This is a genomic window from Pseudobdellovibrio exovorus JSS (genome assembly GCF_000348725.1).
Classification (GTDB): Bacteria; Bdellovibrionota; Bdellovibrionia; order Bdellovibrionales; family Bdellovibrionaceae; genus Pseudobdellovibrio; species Pseudobdellovibrio exovorus.
In genome coordinates this window covers 463,385-476,422 of record NC_020813.1, presented here as the reverse complement: position 1 = coordinate 476,422, position 13,038 = coordinate 463,385, and the positions used below count along the sequence as shown (strand labels likewise).

Here is a 13,038-nt window from a genome sequence, read left to right as displayed (position 1 = left end):
CTACATAATCTGATTTTATCCCAAACAAGAAACTGGCGGATAAAGGCATTAAGCAAGGAATTAAGTTAAGGAGACTTTGATGAGAAAACTATCGTTAATAGGCACTGGCAAATTTTGCATGATGCTAGCAGCGACATTAGTGTGGCAAGGATGTAGCCACTCTGATTCAGCAAGTAATCACAGTGGATCACGCTTCATTTCAAGTGTTGCACCAGATCCCACAACTCCTTGGGCCTATGACCCAGGACCTATTCCTCAAACTCCAATGGGAAAAGAACTCATTGATATCGTTGCTGCACAACCTTATATGCCAGGGATTTCTAAAGAGCTAACTGGAGACCAAAAATTCAGACCAGCATTCGGTCCAACGCTCTGGAGAATGTTACAAGAGCCTAACAGCATTAAAATTCTTTTCATCGGCCAAGATGGAACTCATATCGCAGAAGCTGCTGGTCGTACAGCCACAGCGGGCTTCGGTGGTCGCGCCCAAGATATGGCGGCTCACTTCGGAGTTGAAAATAGCGCGGCATTCATCAATACCTTTGCCTTTACTATTCGTGGACAGTACTCAGGATACGGAGCACCTGTTATCACAGAAGTAAATGGAACTAAAAAAGTTTCCTATGAATCTGTTGTCGACAATGGTGTTTGGCTTATGGCCCAAGACCAGAACAGCCCAATGGTTAAATGGCGCAATAGCTTAATTGATTGGATTATCCGTAATAACAAAGACTCTTTGAAGTTGATTGTTCTTTTTGGTGGGTCAGCTCAAGACTCAATCGGAACCTTTATTGAAAGCCGCGGCGGCCAAGTTGGAGCTAAATACACAGTCGAATCTTTAGCAGAAAGAAAAGTTAAGGTTCCACTAGTAAGATCTGTTTCTGCTGGTGGTAACCGCGAGTTACCAGTAGCCGTAGATCGTAACGAACAAGATATCTTCCGCTCTATCGGTCATAACGTTCCTTATTCAGACTTAGGTAGCCGTGATGCAACCCGCTTAGCCAATGCTGAGACTAAATTACAAGAAGCTAAAAAAGCGTTAGCAGAACAAATTGATCGTGTTTACCCACAATTAGCGATTAGCAATGGTGGATTACAAGGCAGTGGTATCCTTCACCCTGCTCAAATCGGTGGATATGATCTAACTAAAATCTATGTGAATGATAAAAAGACTATCTCTTTAAAAGGTCTTCGCTTATCGGATGGATCAAGTGTTGGTCAGGATATCTTAGTAGCTGAATTCCCACATCCAACAGCACTGAGTAGTGGAAGTACAACGGCGGCAGAAGCTAAAGTTGAAAGATCGTTAGCTCTTTTAAAACCTTATGTTCGCAATGGCTGGGAAATCCAACCGGATCAAGGCCAAACAAATAAATTCAGTGCCGGTGAAGCTTACCGCTACCGCCGTGCTGATATCGGACCAGCTTACTATGACTTCGGAACTCCGAATAACCGCATGGTTTCTGTCTCTTCAGCATCTCGTATGACTGGAAACCCAAATGTGGTCATCATCGGAACTCGTGACAAAGCGACATTCGACAGAGCTCGTATCCAAGCCGCTACACGCGCTACTCCAGCGTCTGGAATATCAGCTGACGAAATGTTTTCAGCAAGACCTCGTACTGCAGAAACTCGTTATGTTTTCGATTTAGGACCGGGCGATAAAATGGCTCGTATCATGAAAGAAAACTTAAACATCGCAGAAATTGGTAAAATGAAAAATGGCAAAAGCGCTAGTCCCGCTTGCCGTACTCCTGAAAAAATCAGTGAGTTCAACATCAAAACTCACCCTTTCTGTGTAGGTGATTTCGGTCACTATCGTGGAACGTTCAGCAATCCAAAAGTAGTTATCCTTGCTGATCCAGACGGAGTAGATGACATCTTAACATCTCGTGCTTTAACAGGAACACGTGGTCAGTACTTACATGGTCTGATGCAAGACATGGGAGTTGGCGATCAATATCTTGTTATTAAAACTGTTCCTTTTGGAATGGATGGTGCCACAGATACAGAATGGAATACTGTTATTTCTCAAACACGTCAGTATCGCGATAAAATTTTCGCCGAAGTTCTACGTGATGGAAAAGTAGTTCTAGTTTTGGCTGATGGTAAGTATGCGTCTCAAGAAGCTAATCGTATCTTGGGAGCTAACTCAGGAGTATCTTTAGTATCCATCAACCGCAATGGTACCGATAATAACTCTGGCATGCGCGAGGCCGCTGCTCAAATCAATCAGCTTAGAAAGTTCAACAACTTCACAGCTAGCTTACAGATGGCGAATATTCCAAGATCACACCTTGGTTTCTTCTCGCGCGTATGGGAAGGCACAAGTGGAACACGCGTTCTAGATTCAACTGATTTAGATAACAAAGGTTCAGCGTTTGCCATTATCGTTCCATCATGGGCTTACAATCAAAAAAATGTAGTCCAAAGCCGCGATGAAAGAATGGGAATTAATACTCTGAAAAGTACCCTTGAACAAAATCGTCTGCCTCGTGAAGACGAAAAATTCAATGAGTTCTTAAGAAGACGTGGTAACAATGACACACGCCTTGAGATCCCGTGCACAGAGCTTTGTGCACACGCCTCTTAAAAGCTTTCACAGCTTAAGAGCAATTCACAACAACAACCAATAAAAAAGGAGGCCGAAAGCCTCCTTTTTTATTTTCTTTTATTTTCACGCCACTCGTCTTGCGCCTTTTACGACAATTTCCTAGCCGAAAATTTTCTGAAAGAACGATTTTACTTTTTGTGAAAAGCTGGTCTGTGCCACTGGTTGACGCTTTGATGGTGCATTATTGCGGAAGTTGCGTCCCTTGTTTGGCAACTTAATACGATTTTGAGCCGCTGTATTTCCAGAAGCGGCTGGTGAAGTCGCATGTGCCGGTTTCGGTGGACGATTTTGATGTTGAGGTGCTGCTGGTCCACCTTGATCTTTATGCTGACGACCTCTGAAATCTTTTTGATCGCGGCCTTTATTATTATGACGATGTCCGCGCGGAGCCCCTTCTACAGGGCCACGTGCAGCCGAAGCTCCAGCAGGAGCATCCTGACGAGGACCTTCAAAGCGCTTACCACCTTTTGGACGACGATCTTGGCGATCGCCACCACGAGCATCTCGTTCTTGACGAGGACCACCCCGACCACCCTTTTGGGCACGATCAAAGCGGTTACGTAAAGAGGCTTCTTCTCTGCGGAATGGAGTAAATTCTTTAATTAACTCTTCGTCTTCTAAGAAAACAGTTTCAATTTTCTTTTTTGTGTACTCTTCAACCCGAGACAATGAATCAATGTCGCGATCACAAATCAACGAGTACGCCTTACCTTCACGACCTGCACGGCCTGTGCGGCCAATGCGATGTACGTAAGACTCCGCGTCCTGTGGCATTTCGAAGTTCACAACAAGATCCACCCCGTTGATGTCTAATCCACGGGCCGCAACGTCTGTTGCGACCAAGATATTCTGATCATTCTCAGCTTTAAATTTTTCAATAACATTGTTGCGCTGGCCTTGGCTCATCAAGCTTGAAATTCCCATTGCTGGAATTTGATTGTCCATCAAGAAAGCCGAGATACGATCCACATTGTGTTTGAAGTTGGTGAAGATCATCGCCTGTTTCGGATTTTCTTTTTTCAAAATCGACAACAGGTTTTGAGGTTTTTCTTCATGCCCAATGTGCATGATGTAGTCTTTAACATTTTCAGCTTTAGCTTGATCACGACTGATATTGATTTCAACAGGCTCTGCACCAAACTGATAAGCCGTGTTTAAAACGTCAAAATTTAAAGTCGCGCTGAAAACGAGGAATTGGCGCTCACGTGGAATACGAGACAAAATATATTTCATGTCATCTTTGAAGCCCATATCGAACATACGATCAGCTTCATCAAAAACAACGGCTTTCACCTGTTTTAAGTCCACATGGTTTTCTTTATACAGATCAATTAAACGACCCGGAGTCGAAACCACGAAGCTCAAACCTGACTGCAAGGCCTCTTTTTGTTTGTCGTAGCCAGTTCCACCATAAAGCGGAAAGCTTTTTAGCCCACAACCATCAGTCAATTTGATCACATTATCATTGATCTGTTCAGCTAGTTCGCGTGTAGGAACCAAAATCAAAATGAAACTGCGTGCATGCCAGTCTTTAAAAGCACGCTCATGTGTCGGCTCATTTTGTGTGCGCAAAATGCGCTCAATTAAAGGAATTAAAAAAGCCGCTGTTTTACCCGTACCTGTTTGCGCTAATCCCGCAACATCTTTGCCGGATAAAATATGAGGTATTGTCTGTTCTTGAATTGCTGTTGCTTCAACGTAATTCAGTTTTTCAATGGCTGTATTTAAGCGAGGATCTAGATTAAGTTCTGAGTATTTCATGTCTCTTGTTGTGATATTAGATAGCGCTCACAGTGTCACGCTCGGAAGCCCTTTGCATCCCACATGGCGCGCAGCGTAGTTAGCTGCTTACCCCTGTTTATGACTCTCTAAAAAATCCCGTAAAGCATCGGTAAATTCCGCAAATTTTTCATAATGCACCCAATGCCCCGTATCTGGCACTTCCACACCTGTAATCATAGGATTGATTTGAAGCATTTTATCAAACACTTCGCGAGTGAAAATATGCGATTTTTCTCCGCGCACCAAAAGGACTGGCATCTTGAAAGAACTCACCTCAAGCCAGCGGTCTTTAACGTGGCCTTCTTTTACGATATCTACGATAGCTTGCTTAGAAAATCTCCAGTCATACTGACCATTTGGCTTCTCTTCGATATTTGCCTGTAGAAAGCCCGCTAAAACTTTCGGGTCCTCTTTAGGAGTAAATACTTTAAGGAATTCATGATCAAAAAAGGACTTCAGGTCCTCTTTTGAAGCAAACGGAGTTGGCACTCTATTCAGCATATTTTCATAGTACTTGTAAGACTCAGGCTGAATATCAGGCCCCATATCTTCTAAAGTCAGGGTTTGTAAACGCTCAGGATAACGATTGGCAAAGACCATCGCTACACGTGCCCCCATAGAGTGCCCTACAAGATGGAACTTATTCCACCCCAACTCTGTGGTGATTTTGTCTAAGTCTTCAGCAAGAACTTCCGGAGAATAACCACTTTCGGGTTTAAAAGATCGACCATGCCCTCTTTGATCGTAGATCAGGCACTGATATTCAGATTCAAGGCGTCCCGCTATTTTTCTCCAGTTAGCGGCAAAAGCCATCAAGCCATGAACAAAGACGATTCTTTGTTCTGTATTCGTACCTAGGACTGAATAATGAAAATTATCGAGGTGCATGTGCTTTAAGTACTCGACTTGAAATCGAAGCTCAATTAAAAAAGTAAGTTATGTCTAGTACAGATCCGGCTTCACTATTGGAGCTCTACAACTCAAAACTCAGCTCGATGCAGCCTTACATCGATACTCATGCGGTGAAGATCATTCGTCGCCTGAAAGAGCTGCACTTTCAAGCTTATTTAGTTGGCGGAGGAGTCCGTGATCTATTAGTCGATTTAAAACCTAAAGATTTTGATATCGCAACGAATGCTAGTCCCAATGAAGTGAAGAAAAAAGTTTCTTACAGCTTCATCATCGGAAGGCGCTTTAAACTCGTGCACGCAAAACGCGGTGACCAAATTTACGAGATCGCCACTTTCCGACGAGCCGCCACAGATGAAGAATTACAAACTACAGAACAAGAAGATCGCCACTTAGTCGAAGAGAATTTCTTCGGAACTATCGAAGAGGATTCTAAACGCCGCGATTTTACAGTGAATGCTTTATTCTATGATCCTATTGATCATAACATTGTAGATTACTGTAATGGGCTAGAGGACGTTTTCACTCGTACAATGCGTATGATCGGCGACCCAAAAGTGCGTTTGATGGAAGATCCTGTCCGCATTCTGCGCGCCATTCGTCTATCTCAGAAATTGGGCTTCACTATTGAGCCTCAATTACGTGCTGAAATCGTCAATTTGAAAACAGAGCTTTTAAAAACTGTTTTACCAAGACGCCGCGAAGAGTGGCTTAAGTTTTTCAGACTCTCAAATGCACCTTTAGCTCTTATGGAGCTTTACGATCTAGGCGTTTTTGAAATGCTTGTGCCTTCATTCCATAAAATTTTTCAGGACGAGGAACAACGGGAAAATTTCTTAAGCTACATTCGTCGTTTTCACTATTGCAATATTAACTTCGCCGATCCAAACGAATTGATACCAGCAATTTTAGCCTCTTACCTTTATACAACTCAGCCCGTCGGATTTAAAATATCCGACTTACTTGAAGATGTTACCTTTGATAAATTCGCAAGGGAAGAATTCGGTGTTTTCAAAGCGGAACTGGGCATCTTCTTTCAAGCCATGCAGTTCATTTACCCTCTACAAAGAAAAGAAGCTTATTTAAAAAAAGGCGAACGTCGGCAGCGCTCTTTAGTTTTTCATCAAAGCTTTTTGCTTTCTTTAAAGCTGGGTTTATTGACTCAACAATTGAGTGCGGCTGATATTCTTTTCTGGCTGAATGAGCGCGAAAAGTTTATGTCAGCAGAACATGCGTTCGTGGTCTCTAACGAATCTCGTTAGTTCTTGTTGGTTTTGCCCTCACCATACCTCTGTTTATTGTCTTGCCCTAAAAGGCACTGTATCGAAGTTAGACACTTCTAAAGCTCCCTATTTCTTTTGAGATTGGCCTCGCATCTGCAAAGACAAGCTCTGAATAACTTACTAGAGGTGTACACGTGCGTTCATGGAAGCTGGTCTGTATTCTGCTGTTCTTATCGCTATCACAGGCATTTGCCGGTGATATCTTAGAGGACAATACCTCACAGCTTTTAATCAAAGCACCTTTAGCTGAAGGTAAAGAGGCCATTATCCGTGTGGCCGAACTACCGGAAACCACTCCTGAAAAAATTCAAACTTTGATCGCCAGTCAGCAAACGAAGAATGCCGACTTACTTGTCAGTACAGATAAAAATGAAGTCATCCAAGCTGTCCGCCAAGCCACTTCAGGTCGCGGTGATAAACGCTTAGTTCGCTTTATTCCCATTGGAAAAATTGCGGCTGCTGGAGACACGGTAGCTTCTGGCTTCAAACAATACTATCAGAATGCACGAACCACATTGATGCATGATCGTATTGGTTTAACAGTCCTGACTATTACTGTCGGTGTGGATACCATGATCTGGTTACACTCGTCGTCTTTAGATATTCATCAAAAAACCAGCATGGTCATGATGAACTTAGTGATGGCCGCCACTTTCGGTTTAGATCGTGATTTATGGTCACGGACAGTGCGCCCCACAAAAAATCAATTAATCAAAGTCTTTGATCGCTTTTTACCAAGCCCACGTCTATCACCTCTGGGAACATTGACGTCTCAGTTTTTAGCCAATATGGGCTTAGCCACAGCGATTCAGGCCAGTCGTCTGAGTCTATTAAACCTCAGCACGATCAGCAGCACTGTTATGACCGGAGACTTCTGGACAACAGCAGTCAAGATCGGCGCCCTCGGAACTCTAACAGGTTTTGCATGGTCTGAACTCTATGGCTCGATCGAAGCTCAACGCAATCCTGTGGCTAAGATGATGATGAAACGGATTGGTGAAGTCCGTGGAATTATTCTGTGTCAGCTCGCCAGTATCAGTATGGTTCTTCAGCCACAGATTTATGGAAATACTCCGATTATAACTTTTGTGGTTCACGGGGCCATCGGTCTTATTGCCCTAGCGAATGCGCAGCGAATTGTGACGTGGCTTGAAAACAACCGCACAGTAAATAATCTTTATAAGAAAGTTCAGACATTCGAAAACTTCATCAACAACGGGCTCCGACCACCGCGGTCGCCGGGCCCTGTGCGCACATGTCGCAGTCTTTTCGCAGCTTAAAGAGCTTCAGCCGCCTGCACGATAGATTGCGCATCAACACCATGCTTGCGATATAGTTCGATTGCATTGTAAGCGCTTTGTCCGAATTCACCATGTACACCGAGTGACTTCACTTTTACAAACTCACCAGACTGCACCAACTGATGTGTGACAAAAGCGCCTAGGCCTAAAAGCACTTGATGATCTTCCACTGTCACCAAACGACCTTCGCATTTCTGTAAAAGTGGTTTTAATGTAGCTAAATCAATTTTATTTAAAGTGCTTTGATTCACAACAACAGAGCCAATACGTCTGTCGCTTAACATTTCACTGGCTTTTAGGGCTTCACCCACTAAAGAACCTGTTGTTAGTAAAACCACATTACGGCCATCTTGTAGATTATTTTTCAAAACTTGAGGAACGCCCGCTTGATAACGGATGTTGTTTTCTGCGGTTTTGAAACTCTTCGGGAAATTTTCACGACCTAAGAAGAAAATTGACGAACGAGCATGACGGCCCGCTTGGCGATCGGCTGCGAATTTTTCAATAACCTCTGTCATCAACACTTCCGCCTCTTCACTTGAAGATAGTGAATACAAATCCACATGTGGAATAGTAGCTAGCATCGACATATAACTCAGAGCTTGGTGAGAGGCTCCATCAGCAGCATCTTGAAAACCTGTATGAGAAAACACCGCAATAATAGGAGCTTCTGATAACATCGCCATCGTCAGTGGTAAGGCCCCTTTGGTCACACCAAACTGTGCAAATGTATCTACGACAGGAATGTAACCTTCTTTAGAAAGACCCGCTGCCGCTGAAATCATATTACTTTCTGCCACACCCACATCTAAAGAAGCCTGTGGAAACTCTTTGCGGAAACCAGCAACACCCGTAGAGCCAGGTAAATCTGAAGTGATCGAAATAACAGGGTAACCTTTTTTAAAAGCTTGAATCATCGCTTTCGAAATACCCACTTGGATTTTTTCACCTGTATCCGGCTGCGCTTTAGCTTTGATTTCTTTTTCAATAATCATCAACTCTTCAATCCAAAGATTGAAAAGCGTGGGCACACTGTCTTCACCATAAATTTCTTTTAGAAACTCTGGCAACTCTGTCGGAGATTTACATGGGAAACCATGTCCACCACTTGCAGAATCAGCCGTTTTCTTCGTGCCAATTCCTTTGATTGTTTTTGCCCAGATCGCCACCGGCTGTTGTGGATTTTGTTGAGCTGAAACCATGGCCTCTTCAATAGCAGCGGCACAAGCTTGCAAGTCGTTGCCCTCTTGTAAGCGAATCACTTTCCAACCTAATTCTGACAACGAGTTAAATGTTGGTGCCATCGAAAATGCGTCTTGATCAATACGGCCACTCAATTTCGTATTATTATCAGTGATCAACAATACGTACGGAGCCATTTTTCCTTTTTGAGCTAACCCCGCAATCGCAGCGAAAGCTTCTTTAGCTTCGCCTTCCATCGCCGCTCCATCTGACAACACACAGAAAGTCGTGCGCTCTGTACGGCCAGCCAACTTGTCGGCTAAAGCTAAACCTTGAGACTGAGGAAAGGCAGAACCCAATGGGCCGTTACTCAAGTACACTCCCTCTTGGAAACAGTGAACTTCACCATGACCAGTCAAACCGCTTTCAATCGAACGGAATTTCTTCAAAGAATTCAAATCTAAGCCGGCGATTCCATAGTTAGCCTTCAAAGCATATAGACCATTTTCACAGTGACCTGCATCGTTGATGATATGAGCCACATTGAACCATGGTTGATTTTTCTTTTCAGCCTCATGGAAAACGATGGCATGTAATGCTGACATCAATTCAGCCAAAGCCGCAGGACCGCCGTAGTGACAAGCAGCTCCACCTAAAACTGCGTACATATCCATTAAGGCCACTAATGCACGCGTGGCCTTGGGATCAACTGCCGCAACAACGCTGCCATCTTGCAGACGTAGGTCTTTCGCGAACTGTGGTTTTTTGTTTTCGTGTCCCGCTAGTTTTACTTTGATATCAAGTGCTTTAATCTGTGTCATACCTGTATTTTTAAGCCAGAAGCACAGGGGGTACAAGCAAAAGCTCTTTAGCTCTGGCGTATCTCACTCTGCATCCCGACCAGATTCTACTTGCGAGCCTTCCCAGACCGAGCGAAACTTATTTTTGATGCAAAATTTAACTCACCAACAAATAAGACTCTTACCAAAAATTGATTTACACCGACACCTTGACTGCTCGATGAGATGGAGCACTTTACTGGAAGTCGCGAAAACATTAAAACTCGACTTCCCTGCTGATATCAAAGCCCAGCAAGAGCACTTTTTAGTGACAGAACCAATGGTCAACCTTGAGGCTGTTTTAAACAAATTTCTTATTGCCCAAAAAGTATTAGCCAGTGAAGAAATCCTAGAGCGCTTAGCCTATGAAGCTTGCGAAGATGCCTTCAACGATGGCGTTCGTATTTTAGAGCTGCGCTATGCCCCTACATTTATTGCCTCGGGGCACTCGCATTTAAACTTCGACAAGATACACCAAGCTTTTGTGCGTGGACTGCAAAAAGCCGAAGCTCAGTTACCAATGGTGGCGGGCTTAATCTGTATCTTGCAACGTATTCTTCCTCTGGAACAAGTGGATGCTGTCACCCAGTTTGCCATCGATCACAAGAACACTTTCTTAGGACTCGATTTGGCCGATAACGAAGAGGGCTTCGAACCTAAAAAGTTCGCCCATCTTTTCAGCCGTGCTAGAAATGCAGGCCTGTATGTCACAGTACACTCAGGGGAAGCACCAAATCCTCAAGCGACACAGTGGATACGAGACTCTATCGAAATACTCGGTGCAGAGCGTATCGGCCATGGCGTACAAGCGGTGCATGACCCTGAACTGATGACATTGCTTAAAGAAAAAGACATCCCACTTGAAGTTTGTCCACACAGCAACTATTTAACGAAAGCCTTCCCAACTTACGAAAGTCACCCCTTAAGACTTTTATTCAATCACGGAGTCCCTGTGACTTTGAATTCAGATGACCCGGGGCTATTTGCTTCGACTTTATCTGACGATTATTATCTGGCTCATCGTTATCAAAATTTTAGTTTAGAAGATTTTCAAAAGTGTAATGCAACGGCATACAAACACTCATTTATCTCGGAACAAGAAAAGGCACGTGTATGGAAAGTTTAGAAAATAACAGACGAGATTTTTATCCCGAGATTGAAGCTTACAAAACTGAGTTCCTTAAGGTTTCAGATCTTCACACCCTTTATGTCGAGCAATGCGGAAACCCCAAAGGCCGTCCTGTGATCTTTCTTCACGGCGGTCCCGGTGGCGGCATCAATTCAGATCACCGCCGCTTCTTCGACCCTGAACACTATCGCATTGTTCTTTTTGATCAACGTGGATCTGGTCAATCAACCCCTGCGGCTGAGCTTCGTGAAAATAGCACATGGGATTTGGTGCAAGACATTGAAAAAATCCGCGAACATCTTGGGATTCAAGATTGGATTGTCTTCGGTGGAAGCTGGGGATCAACGTTGGCTTTGGCCTACGCAGAAACTCATCCTGAACGCGTAAAAGGTCTTATCCTACGTGGTATCTTTTTGTGTAGACCTTCTGAAATCAAATGGTTCTATCAATTTGGTGCCTCTGAAATCTTTCCAGATGTTTGGGAGTCTTATTCCGAGTTTATTCCAGAACAAGAACGTCATGACTTTGTCAGCGCTTATTATAAGCGCCTGACACATGAAGACCCTGCCATTCGCTTAGAGGCCGCTAAACGCTGGAGTAAGTGGGAGGCCGCAACCTCACGCCTGATCGTCGACCTGAAAGCTGTCGAAGAATTTGACGATCCGACTTTTGCCCTTCAGTTCGCCCGTATTGAATGCCATTACTTTACTAATAATGCCTTTTTCGAAACGAATAATTTTCTAATCGAAAACGTGGGAAAAATCCGCCATATACCGGCTGTAATCGTACAGGGACGCTATGATGTGGTCTGCCCTGCCCGTAGTGCTTGGGACCTACACCGCGCATGGCCTGAGGCTGACCTGCACATTATCCCTGATTCGGGTCATGCCGCTGGGGAAGCTGGCACTCGTTCATGTCTAGTGGCTATGACGGACAAATTTAGACAGTTCTAGAAAAATTACAATAAGCCCAGCTTATCATTACCATATTTTCTATTGCTTTGAGTTTTATGATAAAAATCTCTATCACCTTATGCAGAGCTAATAAAAAGCTCACCATAAGGTCAGGAGATTGGTTTAATGAAACTTAAAAAGTCAGAAAAATTCAAAACGCTGCGACTTCTGATTTGCGCCATTTCTTTTGGTATCGCCGCCTTTGGCTGTGCGAAGTCCCGTGATTTTTCGGATGTAGATGATCTTTTAATGGCCACCAATATTATTGGTGGAACTGAAGCTAATAAATCTTTCCAGCAAAAACTCGGCATCGTGGCTCTTTCTATCGAAACCACGCGTGGTACAGAAATCTGTGCAGGCTCACTGATCAGCCGCCGTATTGTTTTAACTGCAGCCCATTGTGTAGCCGATGGAGCAACCCCTGTAGGTCGTATTTTCGCTTTATTCACACATGACGTAGCCGAAGTGCGCGACGCAGGAATTAACAGCGATCTTGTTCGACGTGTGATTTACAAAGAGGTTCACCGTGACTTCTTGCAACCCGGCTCTCGCTCTACCGCAGCGGATATCGCCCTTCTTTTGTTAGAAAGTGATGCTCCTGAAAGCACTCGCACGACCGTATTGTCCACATCTGCAAAGTTAACGGTTGCAGGGCAAAAACGTGTTATGCAAGTTGGCTATGGCAGAACTATTGAGGACCGCACTATTCGCGACTCCAACATCGGACGTCTTCGCTACGTCAACGGCATCGAGATCCTCAGACAATCTAGCGACGGCTCTGAACTGCTCTTAAAAGAAGATGAAAAAGGGTCCTGCACAGGTGACTCTGGTGGTCCTGCTTTCTATCGCGAGCCTCGCACAGGTAACTATGTCCAGATCGCATTGAACAGCCGCGGAACGACAAATGAAAGCTGTATCCGTGAAGGTATCTACACCAATACCATCGCCTTCCTACCTTGGATTCAAGAAAAGTCCGCAGATCTGAACGCCTATGCCGAATCCCAACAGACAAACAGTCTGCCGGATACAACTCTGGCCGAATAAAT

The 13,038-nt window shown here is 44.1% G+C and carries 9 protein-coding genes; 6 read left to right on the top strand and 3 right to left on the bottom strand.

Annotated features, from left to right (window positions below; translation table 11 throughout):
• Positions 1-79: 79 nt before the first annotated feature.
• Positions 80-2,593, top strand: a complete 2,514-nt coding sequence (locus tag A11Q_RS02460; RefSeq protein WP_015469204.1) for a uracil-DNA glycosylase family protein — start codon at positions 80-82, stop codon at positions 2,591-2,593.
• 120 nt (positions 2,594-2,713) lie between these two features.
• On the opposite strand, the gene A11Q_RS02455 is transcribed toward A11Q_RS02460, so the two are convergent.
• Together A11Q_RS02455 and A11Q_RS02450 are read right to left on the bottom strand one after the other, a co-directional pair.
• Entirely contained in the window at positions 2,714-4,375 is a 1,662-nt protein-coding gene (locus tag A11Q_RS02455; RefSeq protein ID WP_015469203.1) for a DEAD/DEAH box helicase, read from the bottom strand.
• Between the two features lie 87 nt (positions 4,376-4,462).
• Positions 4,463-5,284: an alpha/beta fold hydrolase gene (locus A11Q_RS02450; RefSeq protein ID WP_015469202.1), complete on the bottom strand. Its 822-nt coding sequence runs from the start codon at positions 5,282-5,284 to the stop codon at positions 4,463-4,465.
• A 50-nt stretch (positions 5,285-5,334) separates the two neighbouring features.
• Between A11Q_RS02450 and A11Q_RS13320 the strand changes: the two genes are divergently transcribed.
• Both A11Q_RS13320 and A11Q_RS02440 read left to right on the top strand, forming a co-directional pair.
• Positions 5,335-6,567, top strand: a complete 1,233-nt coding sequence (locus A11Q_RS13320; RefSeq protein ID WP_015469201.1) for a tRNA nucleotidyltransferase/poly(A) polymerase-related protein — start codon at positions 5,335-5,337, stop codon at positions 6,565-6,567.
• Positions 6,568-6,722: 155 nt separating this feature from the next.
• Positions 6,723-7,868, top strand: coding sequence for a hypothetical protein (locus tag A11Q_RS02440; protein ID WP_015469200.1), 1,146 nt, complete (start codon positions 6,723-6,725; stop codon positions 7,866-7,868).
• Here A11Q_RS02440 and A11Q_RS02435 read toward each other — a convergent pair.
• Positions 7,865-9,892: a transketolase C-terminal domain-containing protein gene (locus tag A11Q_RS02435; protein WP_015469199.1), complete on the bottom strand. Its 2,028-nt coding sequence runs from the start codon at positions 9,890-9,892 to the stop codon at positions 7,865-7,867. The two genes, A11Q_RS02440 and A11Q_RS02435, sit on opposite strands and share 4 nt — an antisense overlap.
• Positions 9,893-10,019: 127 nt before the next feature.
• Here A11Q_RS02435 and add point away from each other — a divergent pair, with 127 nt between their 5' ends.
• The 3 genes from add to A11Q_RS02420 all read left to right on the top strand — a co-directional run bounded on the left by add (position 10,020) and on the right by A11Q_RS02420 (position 13,036).
• Positions 10,020-11,036, top strand: coding sequence for an adenosine deaminase (gene add / locus A11Q_RS02430; protein WP_083860470.1), 1,017 nt, complete (start codon positions 10,020-10,022; stop codon positions 11,034-11,036).
• The gene (gene pip / locus A11Q_RS02425) at positions 11,024-11,992 is read left to right on the top strand and encodes a prolyl aminopeptidase (RefSeq protein WP_015469197.1); all 969 of its coding nucleotides are present in this window, start codon (positions 11,024-11,026) and stop codon (positions 11,990-11,992) included. Before add ends, pip begins: the two co-directional genes overlap by 13 nt.
• Positions 11,993-12,118: 126 nt before the next feature.
• Entirely contained in the window at positions 12,119-13,036 is a 918-nt protein-coding gene (locus tag A11Q_RS02420) for a S1 family peptidase (RefSeq protein ID WP_015469196.1), read from the top strand.
• Positions 13,037-13,038: the final 2 nt, after the last annotated feature.

What these genes read in the sequence shown, in the direction of transcription:
- A11Q_RS02460 (WP_015469204.1), top strand. Translation starts at nt 80, where the DNA reads ATGAGAAAACTATCGTTAATAGGCACTGGCAAATTTTGCATGATGCTA.
- A11Q_RS02455 (WP_015469203.1), bottom strand. Translation starts at nt 4,375, where the DNA reads ATGAAATACTCAGAACTTAATCTAGATCCTCGCTTAAATACAGCCATT.
- A11Q_RS02450 (WP_015469202.1), bottom strand. Translation starts at nt 5,284, where the DNA reads ATGCACCTCGATAATTTTCATTATTCAGTCCTAGGTACGAATACAGAA.
- A11Q_RS13320 (WP_015469201.1), top strand. Translation starts at nt 5,335, where the DNA reads ATGTCTAGTACAGATCCGGCTTCACTATTGGAGCTCTACAACTCAAAA.
- A11Q_RS02435 (WP_015469199.1), bottom strand. Translation starts at nt 9,892, where the DNA reads ATGACACAGATTAAAGCACTTGATATCAAAGTAAAACTAGCGGGACAC.
- add (WP_083860470.1), top strand. Translation starts at nt 10,020, where the DNA reads ATGCAAAATTTAACTCACCAACAAATAAGACTCTTACCAAAAATTGAT.
- pip (WP_015469197.1), top strand. Translation starts at nt 11,024, where the DNA reads ATGGAAAGTTTAGAAAATAACAGACGAGATTTTTATCCCGAGATTGAA.
- A11Q_RS02420 (WP_015469196.1), top strand. Translation starts at nt 12,119, where the DNA reads ATGAAACTTAAAAAGTCAGAAAAATTCAAAACGCTGCGACTTCTGATT.